At 72.3% G+C, this 17,987-nt stretch carries 14 protein-coding genes; 5 read left to right on the plus strand and 9 right to left on the minus strand.

Annotated features, from left to right (window positions below; genetic code table 11):
• Positions 1 to 7 precede the first annotated feature (7 nt).
• The 5 genes from ABD324_RS01395 to ABD324_RS01415 form a co-directional block, all read right to left on the minus strand.
• Entirely contained in the window at positions 8 to 2,593 is a 2,586-nt protein-coding gene (locus ABD324_RS01395) for a CaiB/BaiF CoA transferase family protein (RefSeq protein WP_344411650.1), read from the minus strand.
• Positions 2,593 to 3,789 carry a thiolase family protein gene (locus ABD324_RS01400; RefSeq protein WP_344411651.1) on the minus strand — a complete coding sequence of 399 codons (1,197 nt, stop codon included), beginning with the start codon at positions 3,787 to 3,789 and terminating at the stop codon, positions 2,593 to 2,595. Before ABD324_RS01400 ends, ABD324_RS01395 begins: the two co-directional genes overlap by 1 nt.
• The gene (locus ABD324_RS01405; RefSeq protein ID WP_344411652.1) at positions 3,786 to 4,229 is read right to left on the minus strand and encodes a Zn-ribbon domain-containing OB-fold protein; all 444 of its coding nucleotides are present in this window, start codon (positions 4,227 to 4,229) and stop codon (positions 3,786 to 3,788) included. The genes ABD324_RS01400 and ABD324_RS01405 overlap by 4 nt, the downstream gene beginning before the upstream one ends.
• A complete protein-coding gene (locus ABD324_RS01410) occupies positions 4,226 to 5,569 on the minus strand; it encodes an MFS transporter (protein ID WP_344411653.1) in 1,344 nt (447 codons plus the stop codon). The genes ABD324_RS01405 and ABD324_RS01410 overlap by 4 nt, the downstream gene beginning before the upstream one ends.
• Positions 5,570 to 5,866: 297 nt before the next feature.
• Complete coding sequence (locus ABD324_RS01415) at positions 5,867 to 6,466, minus strand: TetR/AcrR family transcriptional regulator (RefSeq protein WP_344411654.1); 600 nt, start codon at positions 6,464 to 6,466, stop codon at positions 5,867 to 5,869.
• 184 nt (positions 6,467 to 6,650) lie between these two features.
• On the opposite strand from ABD324_RS01415, the gene ABD324_RS01420 reads away from it, so the two are divergent.
• Positions 6,651 to 8,486: a flavin-containing monooxygenase gene (locus tag ABD324_RS01420; RefSeq protein WP_344411655.1), complete on the plus strand. Its 1,836-nt coding sequence runs from the start codon at positions 6,651 to 6,653 to the stop codon at positions 8,484 to 8,486.
• A 43-nt stretch (positions 8,487 to 8,529) separates the two neighbouring features.
• Here ABD324_RS01420 and ABD324_RS01425 read toward each other — a convergent pair whose 3' ends face one another.
• Complete coding sequence (locus ABD324_RS01425) at positions 8,530 to 9,447, minus strand: LLM class flavin-dependent oxidoreductase (protein ID WP_344411656.1); 918 nt, start codon at positions 9,445 to 9,447, stop codon at positions 8,530 to 8,532.
• 249 nt (positions 9,448 to 9,696) lie between these two features.
• On the opposite strand from ABD324_RS01425, the gene ABD324_RS01430 reads away from it, so the two are divergent.
• The 4 genes from ABD324_RS01430 to ABD324_RS01445 are packed head-to-tail and all read left to right on the plus strand — an operon-like array spanning position 9,697 to position 13,688.
• Positions 9,697 to 10,524, plus strand: a complete 828-nt coding sequence (locus ABD324_RS01430) for a mycofactocin-coupled SDR family oxidoreductase (protein WP_344411657.1) — start codon at positions 9,697 to 9,699, stop codon at positions 10,522 to 10,524.
• Between the two features lie 49 nt (positions 10,525 to 10,573).
• Positions 10,574 to 11,758: an epoxide hydrolase family protein gene (locus tag ABD324_RS01435; protein ID WP_344411658.1), complete on the plus strand. Its 1,185-nt coding sequence runs from the start codon at positions 10,574 to 10,576 to the stop codon at positions 11,756 to 11,758.
• Complete coding sequence (locus ABD324_RS01440; RefSeq protein WP_344411659.1) at positions 11,755 to 13,194, plus strand: peptide MFS transporter; 1,440 nt, start codon at positions 11,755 to 11,757, stop codon at positions 13,192 to 13,194. Before ABD324_RS01435 ends, ABD324_RS01440 begins: the two co-directional genes overlap by 4 nt.
• Positions 13,195 to 13,241: 47 nt before the next feature.
• Entirely contained in the window at positions 13,242 to 13,688 is a 447-nt protein-coding gene (locus tag ABD324_RS01445; RefSeq protein ID WP_344411660.1) for a nitroreductase family deazaflavin-dependent oxidoreductase, read from the plus strand.
• A gap of 16 nt (positions 13,689 to 13,704) precedes the next feature.
• Here the strand turns inward: ABD324_RS01445 and amaB are convergent, their stop codons facing one another.
• The 3 genes from amaB to ABD324_RS01460 form a co-directional block, all read right to left on the minus strand.
• Positions 13,705 to 15,210 (minus strand): L-piperidine-6-carboxylate dehydrogenase, encoded by a 1,506-nt coding sequence (gene amaB, locus ABD324_RS01450; RefSeq protein WP_344411661.1) that lies wholly within the window; start codon positions 15,208 to 15,210, stop codon positions 13,705 to 13,707.
• Positions 15,207 to 16,292 (minus strand): saccharopine dehydrogenase family protein, encoded by a 1,086-nt coding sequence (locus ABD324_RS01455; RefSeq protein ID WP_344411662.1) that lies wholly within the window; start codon positions 16,290 to 16,292, stop codon positions 15,207 to 15,209. Before ABD324_RS01455 ends, amaB begins: the two co-directional genes overlap by 4 nt.
• A gap of 72 nt (positions 16,293 to 16,364) precedes the next feature.
• Positions 16,365 to 17,975, minus strand: a complete 1,611-nt coding sequence (locus ABD324_RS01460) for an N-acyl-D-amino-acid deacylase family protein (protein ID WP_344411663.1) — start codon at positions 17,973 to 17,975, stop codon at positions 16,365 to 16,367.
• Positions 17,976 to 17,987: the final 12 nt, after the last annotated feature.

Here is a 17,987-nt window from a genome sequence, read left to right on the forward strand (position 1 = left end):
TCGCCGCTCAGACGGCGCCGTCGGCGCGCAGCTCACTGATCCGGGCGGCCTCGTACCCGAGGACCTCCCGCAGGACGTGGTCGGTGTCCTGCCCGTAGCTCGGGCCGGACCGCCCGTAGGGCCCGCCGGCGTCGGCCGGCGTGGCGCCGAGCGCGACGGGCAGCTGCCGGATCGGCCAGGTGCCGATCGCGGGCTGCGGCAGCTCCACCGTCCACTGCAGGTGCCGCAGCTGCGGATCGAGGTCGTAGCGGTCCTCGACGGTCTGGCAGACCCCGGCGGGGACACCCCGCTCCTGCAGGACGTCCATCAACGCCCGGCCCTCGTGGTTCCGGACGGCGGCGGCGACCAGGCCGTCGAGCTCCTCGGCGGCGGCGAGCCGTCCGGCGGGGGTGGCGAAGCGCTCGTCCGCCAGGGCCGGCTCGCCGAGGACCTCGACCAGTCCGGCCCACTGCTCCGGGGTGAAGACCGACAGCGCGATCCAGCGGTCGGTGCCCCGGGTCCGGAAGACGCCGTGCGGGGCGGCCGCCTTGTAGGGCGAGGTGTTTCCGTGGCGCTGCCACCGCCGCCCGTTCACCGAGTGGTCCAGGATCGCCGTGCCGGCCAGGTAGATGCCCATCTCGGTCTGCGAGGCATCGATGTAGCACCCCTCCCCGGTGCGCCGCTGGCGGTAGATCCCGGCCAGGACGGCGTTGGCCATGTTGTAGGCACCGAACCAGTCCAGATAGGAGTACCCGATCCCGGCCGGGGGGAAGGGCTCCGGCAGCCCGGACATCTCGGTGAGACCGGAGAACGCCTGCGCGGTGGGCCCGAACGCGCGGGCCTGCCCGTACGTGCCGTACTGGCCGAACCCGGACTGCTGCACGTAGACGATGCGCGGGTTGAGCTCCGCGAGCCGCGCGTAGCCGAGGCCCATCCGCTCCATCGTGCCGGGCGAGAAGCCCTCGACCAGGACGTCGGACGCCCGGACGAGGTCCTCGAGCACGGCGCGCGACCGCGGGTGCTTGAGGTCGAGCGACATCCCGAGCTTGCCCGAGTTGACCTCCATGAACATGCCGTTGCAGTCCGGCCCCGTCGGCTCGGGGGTCGGAATCGCCTCGGTGGCCGCGTCGCGCTGGGCCCGGCCGCCGGGCGGGGCCATGCCCTGCCCGAACCGCACCGCGTCCCACCGGGACTCGTGCTCGACCTTGATCACCTCGGCGCCGAGCGCGGCGAGGAAACGCCCCGAGCCCGCGCTCGCCAGCATCCAGCTGAGGTCCAGGACCCGGACCCCGGCCAGCGCGAACGGCGCACCCGTGGCGCTGGTCGTGCGGGCGGTCGTGCGCGCCGGACGCTCGGCCGGCTCCACCGCGGCGCGGGGCGCGGCCCACTCGGCCGCCACCTCGTCGGCGTGCTCGCCGAGGCGCGGCGGCCTCGTCCCGACCACCCAGGGGACGTCGGGGCAGTACCACCTCGATCCCACGTACGTGTAGGTCTCGTCGAGCTCCGGGTGCCGCACGTCGACGAAGGTGCCCCGCGCGCGCCAGTGCTCGTCGTCGGCGTTCTCCTCCGGCCGGCGCACGGGGGCCCAGGGCAGCCCCTCGGCCTGGGCGTCCCGCCAGATGTCGGCGTCGAACAGCATCCGGCCGACGAACTCGTCGAGCACCTGGTTGATCCGGGCGGCGTTGCGCGGGACGTAGCGGTAGTCCTCGTCCTGGAACTCGGGGGCGTCGAGGTCCGCCTGCATGCCGAACTTGCGCAGCACCCGCAGCTGCGCCTCCCAGTTCGCGGCGAAGCTCTTCAGGTAGGTCCGGTAGGGCATGACGTACCGGCCGTCCTTGGTGAGCGCCAACGACGGCACCGACGAGGCGGGCATCGAGTGTCGTCCGGTGAGCCGGTGGTGCTCCTGGCGCAGCATCACCCAGTCCGGGATGTCCGTCTCGGTGTTCGCGCTGACGGCCTGGTGCACGCTGACGTCGAGATGCTGGCCCGCTCCGCTGTCGAGGCGATGGGTCAGCGCGCCCAGGATCGCCATGACGGCCATCTCGCCGGTGATGTGGTACGACTGCCACATCTGCGGGGCGATCGGCGGGGTGTCGTACTCGCCGGCCGGGCCGGGGTCGTAGCCGCAGTTCATCACGACCCCGCCCAGGGCGAGGTGGACGAGGTCACCGGCCTCGCGGTCGGCCCACGGCCCGGTGTCCCCGAACGGGCTGATCCGGACGGTGACCAGCTCCGGCCGCGCGGCCCGCAGCCGGTCGGCCCCGAGCCCCCGCTCCTCCAGGTAACCGCGCCTGCGGGTGTCCAGGACGACGTCCGCGACCGCGGCCAGCTCGCCGAACCGCCGCCGGCCCCCGTCGGTGTCGAGGTCCAGCACGACGCTGCGCTTGCCGTGGTTGTAGTGCCAGAAGTGCAGGCTGTCCTCGACGTCCTCGACGTCGCCCCGGAACGGTCCGTACCCGCGGGTGACCTCGCCACCGGGCGGCTCGACCTTGACCACGTCGGCGCCCAGACCGGCGAGCAGCTTGCCGCAGTACTCCCCCAGCTCGTCGGCGATCTCGAGCACCCGAATCCCGCTCAGGAAGGAGTCTCCGGAATCTGCGGACAATGCGGTCATCACCGCGTCCCTTCGTCGTTCACCAGGACCATGGCCTGGGAGTTGTAGAAGAACCCACCGATCGCGCACAGGGCGGTCCGTGCCCCCGCCACCTGCCGCGACCCGGCGGTCCCCCGCAGCTGGTGCACCGCGTCCCGCACGAAGCCCGCCCCCTGGGAACCCCCCTCGGAGAGCATCCCGCCCTGGCGGTTCACCGGGACCCGCCCGTCGATCAGCAGCCGGCCCTGGTCGGGGACCCAGTGCCGGTCGAGGAAGCCCGACACCTCGCCGGGCCCGCACCAGCCGAGCTTCTGGAACCAGGACAGCGTGATGACCGTGAACCCGTCGTAGACGTAGGCGAGGTCGACGTCGGCGAGCCCGCGCGCGCTGCGCTTCCACAGCTGCTCGGTCACGACGTCCTGCCCGTGCCGCGCCAGCGACGGCAGTTGCTCCTCGTCCCCGGCGGTCTCCACCAGCCCCTGCACCGCGGCGTGGACCAGCACCGGCGGACGCGGCAGGTCCCGTGCGCGGTCCACCCGGGTCAGCACGAACGCCTCCGCGCCGTCCACGGGCAGGTCCATGTCGAACATGCCCAGTGGTTCCCGGACCAGGCGGGCGTCGAGGTACTGCTCCATCGTCAGCGGCGTCCGCATCGCGGCGAGCGGGTTGTCAGCGGCGTTGGTACGGCTGTTGACCGCGATCCGCCCGAGCTGGGTCCGCTCGACGTGGTTCTCCTGCAGGAACCGGCCGGCCCACGCCGCGTACGCCGCGGCGTTGCGCGGACTCTCGGGCGGCAGGTCGTCGTAGGCGCGCACGGAGCGCCGGAACGGGTCCTCCGCCAGGGCCCGGGAGTTGAACGGCGACCGGTAGTTGTAGTGGTACACCAGGACCGTGTCGCAGACGCCGGAGTGGATGGCGTTCATGGCGTCGATGATCGGGCTGACCATGACCGGGGCGCCGTCGGCGAACCAGGTCACCCCCGGCAGGCGCAGCATCGCGACCATCTCCGCCGCTCCCGGTGGGCACAGCAGCCAGCTGCCCATGCCCGCCGACGAGATGACGCCGTCGATGTCCTCCCGGGCCAGACCGGCGTCGGTGATCGCGGCCACCGCGGCCTCGGCGGCGAGCGCGCGGGCCGTCCGGCCGGTCCGCCGCGTGTATCCGGTGGAGCCCACCCCGGCTATCGCGACGACGTCCTGGATGTCGTTGTGCGTCAAGCGTTTCCCCCACTGGTCGTGCGGAAGGCCGGGAAGGGTGCACCCGCGCGGTCGATCCACACCAGCTCGACGGCCGAGCCGATCACCGCGGGGTCGGCGTCGCCGTCGACCACCGTGCTGGTGAACCGCAGGCCGGGCTGCTCCGCCAGCTCCACGGTGACGAGCGGGTAGGGGTACTCGACGCCGGGCGCGGGCGGACCCACGTGCAGCACCATCGCCAGGTGGACGATGCCCCGGCCGCTCAGCGGCGTGAACGCCAGCTCGTCCGACCAGCAGAAGGGGCACAGCGACCGGGGCGGGGTGTGCCAGCGGCGGCACCGCCCGCACCGGGGCAGCCGCAGCTCCCGGACCAGCCAGCCCTCGTAGAGGGCGACGTCGTCCTCGTCCATCGGCTGGTGGGGGTAGCGCTCCCAGGGCGGGGCGTCGGTGGATGCGGTCACACGGCCTCCTGGTGTGGCGCCGGGGCGGACGGGGTGCGGCGACGGCGGTCGAAGACGATGCCGATGACTCCGGAGATCACCAGCAGCACCGTGACGAGGATGAGCCCGATGCTCTCCGCGCCGGTCAGGTCGCGGAGCCAGCCGGTCAGGTACGGGCCCGCGAAGCCGGCCGGGACGCCGATCGAGTTGACCAGCGCGATGGCGGTGGCCGAGCCCGGCCCGACGTAGAGGTTCGACACGAGGATCAGCGCGAGCGTGCCACCGGCGTAGATGCCGACGGCCATCAGGCAGATGAAGGCGATCAGGGTGTACGGGTCGCGGGCGAGCGTGGCACCGAGCCCGCCGACCAGGCCGAAGGCGCACGCGGCGGCGATGTGGGCGCCGATGTGGCCGCGCCGGTCGGTGTGTCGGCCGAACCACAGCTGCGCGGCGCCGCCGACGGCGAACGGCACCGCGATCAGCAGCGCCCCCTGGATCTGCGTGAAGGACACGTTGAACTGGGCCTGGAAGCCGGAGACGATCGTCGGCAGGAAGAACGTGAGCGTGTAGCCGCCGTACACGAAGCTGAAGTTGCACAGGCCCAGGAGCCAGACCCGGCGGTCCCGCAGCGCCGCCTTGACGCCGCCGGTGTTCACCTCGTGGCCCTGGGTGTCCGCGAGCCGCGTCGCGATGTCGTCGCGCTCGGCCCGCGAGAGCCAGCGCGCCTTCTCCGGGCCGTCGGCGAGATAGAACCAGGTCACGACGCCGAGGACGACCGCGGGCACACCCGTGACGAGGATCAGGAAGCGCCAGCCGCTCAGCCCGAACAGCTGGGCCGAGTTCCCGGCCGCGATCAGCCCGATCGCGAGCGGGGCACCGACGATGGACGCGGTGACCGGGGCGACGAGGAACCGGCTGAGCGCCCGGCCGCGGTAGGCGCTGGAGAACCAGAGCGTCAGGTAGAGGATGACGCCCGGCGCGAACCCGCCCTCGGCGACGCCGAGGAGGAAGCGCAGCACGTACAGGATCTCGGCGTTGGGCGCGAACGCCATCGCCACCTGGACGATGCCCCAGCTGAGGATGATCCGGGCCAGCCACCGGCGCGCCCCGACCCGCTGCATGATGATGTTGCTGGGGATCTCCACCAGGAGATAGCCGAGGAAGAAGATCCCCGCCGCGAACCCGAACGCCGTCGAGGTCAGCGCGAGGTCGGAGTTCATGCCCGCCGGCCCGGCGTAGGACAGGGCGATCCGGTCCGTGTACGCCACGAAGAACAGCAGGAAGACGAAGGGGATGATCTTCAGCGCGACCCGGCGATCGAGCCGGGCACTGTCCACCGGTACCGCCTCCGGCGCGCTCACGGTCGCACCTGGCGACGCGAGCAGGGGTGGGCCACGGGGACGGTTCGTCCGCAGACAGGTGTCATGTCGGGATTCCCTTCGGAACAACGGCGTTCACTGCGGGGTACGGATACTGCGGGGTACGGATGCAGCCGGGCACCTCCGACGGAGGTGACGATCGGCGCGGCAGACGTGAGAGCGGGACCAGCGGAGACCCTTTTGCTATCGCTGATAGGACAGTAGCATTCCCGCCGGGGTCGTCAAGCCTCCGTCCGAGCGCAGCCCGGTCGAGGTCAGGCCGCGAGGCCCCGGTCCCGGTCAACCATGATCGGGACCGCTCACCAGGGAACGGATGCCGGCGGCCAGGATCGCGAGGAAGTACTCGAAGCTCGTGTCCGGGTCCGAGACGTCCGAGATCGCGTCGTTGATCTCCTGGTCGACGAACCCGTGGATGGAGGTGCGGAAGACCAGGTGGACGTGGACGACCTGAGCCTCCGTGAGCCCGTAGGTGCGGAGGACCTCCCGAACCGGCTCGGCTGCCGCCAGCCCCTGCTCCTGGAACTCGGGCGGCCAGGGCGCGCGCTGCTGGAGCATGTAGAGCGCGGGGTGTTCCCGCACGTAGCCCCGGTAGGCCCGCGCCATCGCCACCAGCGCGACGTCGCCCGACAGCCCTCGCACCGCCGCCCGGACCCGCCCGCTGAGCTCGGTCACGCCCCTGATCGCGGCGAGGGTGCGGATCTCGTCGAGGCCGCTGACGTGGCTGTAGAGCGTGGGCTGGGAGATCGAGAGCCGGCGGGCGACCTCGCGGGTGGTCAGGGAGTCCACCGAGCCCTGGGCGAGGACCTCGATCGCCACGTCGACGATCCGCTCGACGGACACGCCCTTGCGGCGAGCCCTCCGACCGGTCCCGCTGCTCACGGCTTCCGAGATCGTGCCCTCCCCGGCCCCAGCACGCTCCGACCACCGGAGCGACGCCAGGCTACCGGCCCCACCGGCGGCGCGTCGCTCCCGACCTGAACGCCCTATTACGTACCAGATCCGTCCGCTATCGTTCCGGCGTCGTCGGTCGGGGCGACGTGTCACGCAGATCGAAGGAGATCAGATGACGAGTCCAGAGCAGGCCGAGGAGATCGCCAGGGAATGGGTGGCGCGCTTCGGGCGTGCGGTCGCGGGGGCGCCGGAGCTCGTCGACACCCTCCTGCAGCCCGGCGGCTGGTGGCGGGATCTCCTCGCCTTCACCTGGGACATCAGGAGCTTCGTCGGCACCGAGGCCGTCCGGGCCGCCGTCGAGGACCACACACTGCAGACCGCGGCGACCGCGTTCGACCTCTCCCCCAGATCGGTGGTCCAGGTCGTCGCGGGAGATCCCGCGCAGATCGTCGCCTGGTTCGACTTCGCCACCGCGGCGGGTTCGGGCCGCGGATTCGTGCGCCTCCTGCCCGGCTCCGAGGGTCGGACCCCGACGAGCGGGTCCTCCGAGGGCGCGGACGGGCCCTGGCGCGCCCTCGGCGTCCTCACCTCCCTGCAGGAGCTGCGGGGCCGGGAGGAGGCGGTGGGGTCGCGGAGGCCGCTGGGGACCCAGCACCGCGAGGTCCCGGGCCGGATCACCTGGACCGACCGGCGCCGCGCGGAGACCGACTTCGCCACGACCGACCCGGAGGTCCTCGTCGTCGGCGGCGGCCAGTGCGGGCTCGCCGTCGCGGCCCGGCTCGGCCGGCTCGGCGTGAGCACCCTGGTGGTCGAGCGCAACGCCCGCATCGGCGACAACTGGCGCTCCCGGTACCCCAGCCTGACCCTGCACGACCCGGTCGGCATGGACCACCTGCCATACCTGCCCTTCCCCGAGAGCTGGCCGCAGTTCACCCCGAAGGACAAGTTCGCGGGCTGGCTCGAGTACTACGCCGAGGCCATGGAGCTCAACGTCTGGACCTCGTCCACCCTCGCGCAGCTCACCCGGGACGAGGCGGACGGCAGCTGGTCGGTCACCGTGCGGCGCGCGGACGGCTCCGAGCGGGTCCTGCGACCGCGGCACGTCGTCCTGGCCGGAGGCCTGAACGGGGCACCCGCGATCCCCGAGCTCCCCGGCCGCGCGGAGTTCGCGGGCCAGGTCGTCCATTCCTCCGCGTTCGGGGGCGGCGCGGCCTGGCAGGGTAGGCGCGCCGTCGTCGTCGGGGCGGGCGTCAGCGGGCACGACGTCGCGCAGAACCTGTACGAGCAGGGCGCCGAGGTGACGCTCGTCCAGCGCTCCAGCACCTACGTCGTGCGGTCGGACACCTGGTACTCGACCTTCCTGCCGTTCTACCTGGAGGGCGGCCCGTCGACCGCCGATGCCGACCTCCTGGCCGCCTCGGCGCCGTTCGGGATCTCGCCGTCGCTGGCCGTCGAGCCGACCCGGATCGCCGCGGAGGCCGACCGGGAGCTGCACGAGGGGCTCCGCCGCGCCGGGTTCGCGCTCGACTTCGGGCCGGACGGCCAGGGCCTCATGGCCAAGCACCTGCTGGGGATCGAGGGCTACTACATCGACGTCGGCGCGTCCGGGCTGATCGCCGACGGCAAGATCGCCGTGCAGCAGGGGGCCGGGGTCGAGCGGTTCACCCCGGACGGGATCGTCCTCACGGACAGCACGGCGCTGCCCGCCGACCTCGTCGTCCTGGCGACGGGGTACCACGGCGTCCTGGACTCGAGCCGGGACCTGCTCGGACCGATCGCGGACCGGTGCCTCCCGGTCTACGGCGTGGCCCCGGACGGGGAGATGAGCAGCGTGTGGCGGCACTCGGGGCAAGACGGCCTGTGGTTCATGGTCGGGCAGCTCCAGGCGGCCCGGATCTACTCGCAGGTTCTGGCACTGCGCATCGCGGCGATCCAGGACGGGCTGATCGACGCCTCGAGCGGCTACCGGGGCGAGCCCGCGGCGGACCGTGTCGCGGTGCAGGCCTGACGCTCCCGCCCCGGCCGTGGTCCACACGGCCGGGGCGGGCCGCTCACCCGACCGCCGACCGCACCAGCGGCAGGACGGCGTCGGCCAGGGCCTCGACCATGGCGTCCCGCTCCTGCGGCGGGCACGCCGGCTGCACGAGCACCCTGGTCGCCCCCGCCTCGGCGAACTCCAGGAACCGGGCGGCCACCTCCTGCGGCGTGCCGAGCGCCAGGTAGCGGTCCGCGAGGCCGGCGAAGTCCTGCCGGTACCCCTTGCTCACGGTCTCCGTCCCGACGCGCCGGGCGCGGTCGCCGTCGGCGTCCACACCCGCCCACACGAAGAGGGCGCCGGTCACCGAGGTCTCGGGACGGCCGGCCGCGACCGCGTGCTCGCGGACCTCCGTGAGCGTCCTCCGCATCGCCGCCGGGTCGACCATGTACGGCATCCACACGTCGGCGTAGCGGCCCGCCCTGCGCATGGCGCCCGACCGGCGCCCACCGAGCCAGATCGGCGGCCCGCCGGGCTGCACCGGCGGCGGGTCGAGCGCGAGCCCGTCGACCGAGGCGAACTCGCCCGCGAACGTGGTCGGTCCCCCGTCGAACAGGCCCCTGAGCAGCCGCAACCCCTCGTCGAGCCGGCGGAACCGGGACGCGGGATCGACGCCCGCGGCCGCGAACTCGGGCGGGAACTCCCCACCCGCGCCGACCCCGAGCTCGAAACGTCCACCCGAGACGCGGTCGAGCGAGGCGGACATCTTCGCCACCAGCGCCGCGGGGTAGAGCGGCAGCAGCGCGACCGTGGAGACCAGGCGTACCCGCGAGGTCACCGCAGCCGCGGCGGCCAGTTCGACGAACGGGTTCGGGGTCGGCGACCCGAAGAACAGGTGCTCCCCGCAGCCCACGAGGTCGAACCCGAGCCGTTCGGCGGTGCGGGCGTCCTCGATCACGCGGTCGACGTCGGTCGCGGTGATCCCGATCTGCACGTGCCCTCCTCAGGCGCGCCGGCCCGCGCCGCGACACGGGGAGCTCCCCCGCACCGGCTCCGGCACTCCGGCGACAGCTAGTTGCGTACCAGAGTAGTACGATATACCGTCTCCTCGCCCGGACTTCGGGACAGGGAGCATGCGGCCCGTGTCCGGGGCGCCGTCGCTCTCGCCCACCGCCTCCGCGCCTCCTGCGCGCCGCGACCGGCGTCGGCGAGCACCACCCTTCCACCGTCGCAAGGAGAGATCGTGACAGGACTGGCCGGCAAGGTCGCGTTCATCACCGGTGTCGCGAGGGGCCAGGGCCGCAGCCACGCCCTCCGCCTCGCCGAGGCCGGTGTGGACATCATCGGCGTGGACACCGCGGAGTCCATCGCCACCGTCCCCTATCCCCTGGCGTCGAAGGAGGACCTGGAGGAGACGGTGAAGGCCGTCGAGGCCGTGGGCGGCCGGATCCTCGCCCGGTCCGTCGACGTCCGGGACCTGGCGGGTCTGCAGAGCGTGACCGACGAGGGCGTCGCCCGCTTCGGCCGCCTCGACATCGTCATCGCCAACGCCGGCATCTCGGGCCCCGCGCCCACGCTGGAGATGTCCGAGCAGGTCTGGCAGGACATGATCGACGTCAACCTGACCGGGGTCTGGAAGACGCTGCGGGCCGGTGTCCCCCACATCGAGAAGGGGGGCCGGGGCGGGTCGGTCGTCCTCACGAGCTCGCTGGCCGCGGTGCGCGCGACCGAGAACACCGCGCACTACTCCGCCGCCAAGGCCGGGCTCGTCGGCCTGATGCGCGTGCTGGCCAAGGAGCTCGCCCCGCAGGGGATCCGGGTCAACACGGTGCACCCGACGACGGTCGCCACGGAGATGGTGCTCAACGACTCCGTCTTCCGCCTGTTCCGGCCCGAGCTGGAGAACCCGGACCGCGCGGACTTCGAGGTCGCCGCGCGGGCCATGAACCGCATGGACGTGCCGGCCATCGAGGTCGAGGACGTCACCGAGGTCGTCATGCTGCTCGTCTCCGACGGCGGCCGCTACATCACCGGCTCGACGCAGCTCGTCGACGCCGGCGGTTCGCTCTAACCCGACCGCCAGAGGTCGACCCACTCAGCGCAGAGGAGCCGGTCCCGTCATGTCCACCACTTCCCCTCTCGTCTCGCCCTTCGAGGTCTCCGTCCCCGAGAGCGACATCGCCGACCTCCGCGAGCGCCTCTCCCGGACGCGGTGGCCCGACCGGGAGACGGTCGACGACTGGTCGCAGGGAATCCCGCTCGGCTACCTGCAGGAGGTCTGCGAGTACTGGCGGACGGAGTACGACTGGCGGCGCTTCGAGGCCCGGATCAACCGGTTTCCCCAGGGGCTCACCACGATCGACGGTGTGGACATCCACTTCGTCCACGCCCCGTCCCCGCACCCGGACGCCACACCGCTGATCATCACGCACGGGTGGCCGGGCTCGGTCGCGGAGTACCTGGACGTCATCGAGCCGCTGCGGGACCCGACGAACCACGGCGGGGACGCGTCGGACGCCTACCACGTCGTCGTGCCGTCCGTGCCCGGCTACGGGTTCAGCGGCAAGCCGACGCGCACCGGGTGGGGCGTGGACAAGATCGCCGAGGTGTGGGTCGAGCTGATGGCGCGGCTCGGCTACGACAGGTTCGTCGCGCAGGGCGGCGACTGGGGCTCGCGCATCACGATGAGCCTGGGCATCCGGCAGTCCCACGCCGTGCAGGGCATCCACCTGAACCTGGCGATCTGCGACCCGGGTGCGCTCCTGGCCCTCGGCGAGCCGACCGAGCAGGAGCAGGCGCAGCTCGGGCTCATCGACACCTACCGGAAGTGGGAGAGCGGCTACTCGGTCCAGCAGGCCACCCGCCCGCAGACGCTCGGCTACGGGCTGACCGACTCCCCCGCCGGTCAGTGCGCCTGGATACTCGAGAAGTTCCGGGTGTGGACCGACTGCGGGGGCCACCCGGAGAACGCCGTGAGCCGAGACCACCTCCTGGACAACATCAGCGTCTTCTGGTTCAACGCGTGTGCCACGTCCGCGGGCCGCCTGTACTGGGAGAGCTACGAGAACGACTTCGCCGACTTCACGCCGGTCGAGATCCCGACCGCCTACTCGGCGTTCCAGAAGGACGCGCTCGTCGCCTCCGAACGCTGGGCCCGGACCCGCTTCCCCGACCTGCGCTACTTCACCGAGCCGTCGCCCGGCGGGCACTTCGCCGCGATGGAGCAGCCAGCGCTCTTCGTCGACGAGGTGCGGGCCGGACTGCGTGCGCTGACCGGCGCACCCGTTGCCGGACAACGCGCATGAGTGAGGTCGCCCGGCGGGCCGGGAGGGAGGTCCTCGGCCATCCCCTCGCGCTCACCAACCTCGTCTCCATCGAGACCTGGGAGCGGTTCTCCTTCTACGGGATGCAGTCCCTCCTGACGATCTACCTCTATACCTCCGTCACCGACGGCGGTCTCGGCTACCCGACGCCCACGGCGTTGAGCATCACCGGCGCCTACGTCGGGGCGGTCTACTTCTCGACGATCATCGGTGCCTGGCTCGCCGACCGGCTGTTCGGGTACGAACGAGTCCTCTTCGGCAGCGCGGTCGTCGTGATGGTCGGGCACGCGGGGCTGGCCCTCCTGCCCGGCCGGGCCGGCGTGCTCGTCGGCTGCGTCTGCGTCGCGCTGGGAGCGGGCGGCGTCAAAGCCACGTCGTCGGCCATCGTGGGCGAGCTGTACGCCGACGAGGACCCCCGCAAGGACGCCGGCTTCTCGGTCTTCTACGCCGGGATCACGGTCGGGGCGGTGGCCGGTCCGATCGCTGTCGGCTGGCTGCAGTCCACGAAGGGCTTCCACTACGGCTTCGGCGCCGCCGCGGTCGGCATGGCCCTGGGGCTCGCCTACTACGTGGCGATGCGCCAGCGTCTGCCCACGGGCGACCCCCGCAACCCGCTGCCACGGTCCGGCCGCGTGCGGGCCGCGGCAGCCACGGCGGCCACCGTCGTCGCGGTGGTCGTGGTCGCTCTGACCGGCCTGGTCGACGGCGGCAACCTGTCCACGGTCCTCACAGTCCTGAGCGCGCTCGCCGCGGTCGGATACTTCGTCATGATGCTCACGAGCACGCGGGTGTCGCGCGAGCGATCCCGGGTGATCGCGTTCATTCCGATCTGGTTCGCGTGCGCCGCCGCCTTCGCCCTCGCGGCCAACACCATCCTGGTCGTCTACGCGGACGTCCTCGCACAACGCCGCATCGGCAACTTCACGGTGCCGACGCCCTGGGTCAAGTCCGCCCTCCCGCTGGCCGAGGTGGTGCTGTCGATCGTCTTCGCCGCCCTGTGGTCGAGGAACAAGCTCACGATCCCGCCGACGGTCAAGGCACCGATCGGTTTCACCGCGATCGCCCTCGCCCTGTTCAGCTTCCTCCCGTTCGCCGGTATGGCGCCGGGCACCGTTCCCCTCCTCTCCCTGGTCCCTTACGTCGTCGGGGCCGGCCTGGGGATCTTCCTGCTCTACCCGATGGGGCTCTCCGCGGCGACCACCCTGGCTCCGGCCGCCTTCGCTGCGCAGATGGTCGCGGTCCTGTACCTCGCGGTCTCGGTCGGCAGCGCGCTCGGCGGCACCCTCGGCGCCGACTTCTTCTCCGTCGGGAACCGGGGCCCCTTCTTCACCGTCATGGGCTGCGCCTCGCTGGCACTCGCCCTTGTCTACACCGCGCTCATCCCCGTTCTACGCACCCGGACGGTGGTCCGAAGTTGACCGAGACGTCACCCCCGGGCGGCACACCCCACAGGAAGGCACGACCGATGGCTCTCACCGGTGACTACGAGCCGAGCCCCGCGCAGTTCGTGGAGGACCACGTGCGGCGGTACGAGGAGACGGGCGACCCGTACAGCGGGCCCTTCGACGGGCAGCCGTGCGTCATCCTCACCACGCGCGGCCGGAGGTCCGGCAAGCTGCGGAAGACCCCGGTGGTCCGCATCGAGCGGGAGGGCCGGTACGCCGTGGTCGCCTCGACCGGGGGCGGCCCGAAGCACCCGCAGTGGTACCTGAACCTGGTCGCCGAGCCCGAGGTGCTCCTGCAGGACGGGCCGAAGGTCATGGCGCTGCGCGCCCGGACGGCGACGCCCGAGGAGCGGGCCGACTGGTGGCCGCACGCCACGGCGGTCTGGCCGCAGTACGACGACTACGGCGCGCGGACCGACCGCGTGATCCCGCTGGTGCTGTTCGACCCGAGCACCGAGGAGCGGTAGGCCGCCACCTCGGCCCTCAGCCGAACTCGACGCCCTGCGCGAGCGGCAGCTCCCTGGAGTAGTTGACGGTGTTCGTCGCCCGGCGCATGTAGGCCCGCCACGCGTCGGAGCCGGACTCGCGGCCACCGCCGGTCTCCTTCTCGCCCCCGAACGCCCCGCCGATCTCGGCGCCCGAGGGGCCGATGTTGACGTTGGCGATGCCGCAGTCCGAGCCGACGACGGACAGGAAGGTCTCCGCCTCGCGGACGTCGAGGGTGAAGATGGACGACGACAGGCCCTGCGCGACCTCGTTGTGCAGGGCGAGCGCCTCGTCGAGGTCGCCGTAGGTCAGGACGTAGAGCAGCGGGGCGAACGTCTCGGCCCTGACGATCTCGGTCTGGGCGGGCATGTCAACGATCGCGGGGCGGACGTAGAACCCGCCCCCGTCGACGGCGGCCCGCGTGCCACCGGTCACGAGCTCGCCGCCGTCGGCGCGGGCCCGGGCCAGGGCCTCGTCGAACGCCCGGAACGCGGCCTCGTCGATCAGCGGGCCGACGAGGGTCGAGGGCTCCAGGGGGGAGCCGATCGGCAGCGTCGCGTAGGCCGCGGCGAGCCGGGACACCAGCTCGTCCTTCACGGACTCGTGGACGATGACGCGGCGCAGTGAGGTGCACCGCTGGCCGGCCGTGCCGACCGCGGAGAACACGACGCCGCGCACCGTGAGATCGAGATCGGCCGACGGCGCGACGACCGCGGCGTTGTTGCCGCCGAGCTCGAGCAGCGTGCGCCCGAGGCGCGCGGCCACGCGGGGCGCGATCTGCCTGCCCATGCGGGTCGATCCGGTCGCCGAGACGAGCGGGACCCGCGGGTCGTCGACCAGCACCTCGCCGACCGTGCGGTCACCGACCAGCACCGCCGACAGGCCGTCGGGCACCCCGGCCCGCCGCCCGGCCTCGAGCACCAGGGCCTGGCAGCCGAGGGCCGTCAGGACCGTCTTCTCCGACGGCTTCCACACCACGGCGTCGCCGCACACGAACGCCAGGGCGGCGTTCCACGACCAGACCGCGACCGGGAAGTTGAAGGCGGAGATGACGCCGACGACGCCCAGCGGGTGCCACTGCTCCATCATCCGGTGGCCGGGGCGCTCGCTCGCGATCGACAGCCCGTGCAGCTGGCGGGACAGCCCGATCGCGAGATCGCAGATGTCGATCATCTCCTGGACCTCGCCGAGGCCCTCCGAGACGATCTTGCCCGCCTCGATCGAGACCAGCGCGCCGAGATCCTCCTTGTGCTCGCGCAGCAGCTCGCCGAGCTCGCGGACGAACTGCCCGCGCACCGGCGCGGGCACGGTGCGCCACCGCTCGAACGCCGCGTGGGCGCGGCCGATCGCGTGGGCCGCCTCCTCGGGCGTGTGCGAGCGGAGCCGGCCGATCTCGCTGCCGTCGATCGGCGAGCGGGCGACCAGGTCGCCGTCACCGACGAAGGGATCGGCCACCCCGAGGCGGTCGAGGATCTCCCCGGCCTGCGTCGCGACGTCGCTCATGCCAGGTGCCCCTGCTCGGCGAAGTGGCGCCCCGTCCGGGTGGACAGCAGCTGGTCGAGCCCGATGTCCTCCTGCCGGATGAAACCGGTCTGCGGCAGGACGCCGTCGGCGACCAGCTCCACGACACCGACGACCGACGCGGCGGTGGTCCAGGAGATCGCCCGCCAGGCACGACCGGAGATCGTGAGCGGCTTGTAGCCGCGGACGAAGTTCTCCCGCAGCGGGGCCCCGTGCTTCATGCCCTCGACCGCCGCGTGGACGTAGACGACGTCGTCGTCGACCGGCGGCTTGGCGTCGATCATCATGCGGCCCACCACCTCCCGCTGGTCGCGCAGGTTGAGCTCATCGAACAGGAAGTGCATCTGGTCGAAGTGCCCGGGGTAGCGCAGGGTCTTGTAGTCGAGCCGGCGCACCGAGCCCTCGTACGTCGCGCACATCGTGCCGAGACCCCCCGAGGTCAGCGCGGCCTCGAACTCGATGCCGCCGATCAGGACCCGCTCCTTCTCCGTCATGGCCGGCACCATCTGCCGGTGGCCCGACCGGACGACCTCGCAGTCGTTGAGGTACTCGTTGACGACGCCCTCGGGCGACCAGTTGATGGCGTAGCCGAGCAGTCCGGTCGGGTTCTGCGGCAGCGCGCCGACCTTGAGCTCGATGGACCGGACCTCGTCGAACGTCTTCGCGATCGAGGCGCCGACGATCCCGATCAGCCCGGGGGCCAGCCCGCACTGGGGCGCGAAGGCGGCCGCGGGGTTGCCCGCGGCCAGCTCGATGACCCGGTTGGTCGTCGGGACGTCCTCGGTCAGGTCGAAGTAGTGGACCTTCGCGTCGTGCGCGGCCTCGGCCACGTCGATGTTGAGGTGGAAGGGCAGGCAGGAGACCACGGCGTCGACTCCGCTCAGCGACTCCCGCAGGCCGTCGCCGTCGCGCACGTCGAGGGGCTCGACGTCGAAGCCGAGATCGGTCCGGGGCGAGGTGTCGTAGCCGACGACCGTGAACCCCGCCTCGCCGAGCATGACGGCGACGAGCGCCCCGACCTTGCCGAGCCCGAACAGGGCGACCTTGGTGATGATGCGTTCCACGAACTGTCTCCTCGAGTGCGCCCGGGTCGCCCGCGGTCGCGGGCGGTCCGGGGTGGTGCGCAGGGATGGGCCTCAGGCGGGCCGGTGGTAGGTGTCGCGGCCGCGCCGCAGCGCGTGACCGGCGCGAACCTCCGACGTGACGCCGTCGCGCACGGTGAAGACCCCGTTGACCAGCACGTGCGGGATGCCGATCGGTGCCGTGCGGGGGTCGTCGTAGGTGGCGGTGTCGAGGACGGTGTCGGCGTCGAAGGCGACGAGGTCGGCCGCGTAGCCCTCGGCGACGAGCCCCCGGTCCCTGAGCTTGAGCACCCGCGCCGGCACCGAGGTCATGTGGGCGATGCACTCCTCGAGCCGGAGGTGGCCGCTCTCGCGCACGTACCGGCCCAGGTAGCGCGGGAACGTCCCCCAGCCGCGGGGATGGGGCTTCTGGCCCCGCAGGTTGCCGTCCGAACCGGCCGTGAACGCCGCGTGCTGCATCATGTTGGCGACGTGCTGCTCGTAGCCCATGTGGATCAGGGTCATGGTGTCGAGCTCGTCGGCGATCAGCAGGTCGAAGTAGAACTCCGCGGTCGGTCTGCCGGCCGCGGCCGCCGCCTCGTCGACCCGCATGCCGACCCACTGCTCCCCCGAGCCGCTCGAGCTGATCTCGAACAGGTTCCAGCCCATCGGCACGCCGTAGGCGCCGTCGGAGCCGATGACCTCCATCTCGTGCGCGATCTTGCGCCGTGCGTCGGGGTCGCGCAGGAGCCGCAGGGTCTCCTCGGGGCCGCCGGCGTGGACCCAGCTGGGCAGCATCGCGGCCAGCATCGTGTTGGCCTGGTCGTAGGGCAGGATGTCGAAGGAGATCTCGACGCCGCGCCGCCCCGCGTCGTCGATCAGCCGGATGAGGTCGCGGTCGCGGCCGAAGTTCTCGGGGAAGTCGATCTCGGCGTGGGCGAGGTGCAGCGCGCAGCCGCTGGCCTCGGAGATCTCGACGACCTCCTCGTACGCCTCGTACGCGCGGTGGCCGTAGCTGCGCTGATGGGTGTCGTGGAACCCGCCGAGCTCCGCGACGACCGTGCAGATCTCGATGAGCTCGGCCTTGTCGGCGAACGAGCCGGGCGGATAGGTGAGCCCCGTCGAGACGCCCACGGCGCCCTCCAGCATCCCGGTGCGCACCAGGTCCCGCATGGCCTGCAGCTCGTCGGGGGTCGGCGGTCGCTGGTCGTAGCCCATGACGTGGCACCGCACGTTGCTCAGCGGCACGACGTAGGCCTGGTTCGCCTGCACCCCGCGGTCGACGACGTCGAGGTACTCGCCGACCGTCTCCCAGGAGCTGTTGGTGTCGTCGACCGGCCCGTAGATCGACTCGACCATCAGCGGGAGCCGGAACCGGCCCGTGCGTCGCATGGGCGCCAGGCTCAGGCCGTCCTGGCCCGCGAGCTCGGTCGTCACGCCCTGGGCGAGCTTCGCGGAGTGGTCGCCGGGCTGCACGACCGCCATGTCCGAGTGTGGGTGCATGTCGATGAAGCCCGGGCAGACCGTCAGCCCGTCGACGTCGACGACCTCGGTGCCCGACGGCACCCGCCCGACGTCGAGCGACACCTCGCTGATGCGGCCGTCCTTGATCGCGAGGTGACCGCGGAAGGAGGAGCAGCCCGTGCCGTCCGCGATGGAGGCGTTCCTCAGTACTACGTCGTTCACGTCGGTCCTCCC

The sequence above is a fragment of the Pseudonocardia ailaonensis genome, from assembly GCF_039531635.1.
Classification (GTDB): Bacteria; Actinomycetota; Actinomycetes; order Mycobacteriales; family Pseudonocardiaceae; genus Pseudonocardia; species Pseudonocardia ailaonensis.

Bases quoted from the DNA above. Each gene is read 5' to 3' on its own strand.
- ABD324_RS01395 (WP_344411650.1), bottom strand. From the start codon at position 2,593: ATGACCGCATTGTCCGCAGATTCCGGAGACTCCTTCCTGAGCGGGATT.
- ABD324_RS01435 (WP_344411658.1), top strand. From the start codon at position 10,574: ATGTCCACCACTTCCCCTCTCGTCTCGCCCTTCGAGGTCTCCGTCCCC.
- ABD324_RS01440 (WP_344411659.1), top strand. From the start codon at position 11,755: ATGAGTGAGGTCGCCCGGCGGGCCGGGAGGGAGGTCCTCGGCCATCCC.
- amaB (WP_344411661.1), bottom strand. From the start codon at position 15,210: ATGAGCGACGTCGCGACGCAGGCCGGGGAGATCCTCGACCGCCTCGGG.
- ABD324_RS01445 (WP_344411660.1), top strand. From the start codon at position 13,242: ATGGCTCTCACCGGTGACTACGAGCCGAGCCCCGCGCAGTTCGTGGAG.
- ABD324_RS01420 (WP_344411655.1), top strand. From the start codon at position 6,651: ATGACGAGTCCAGAGCAGGCCGAGGAGATCGCCAGGGAATGGGTGGCG.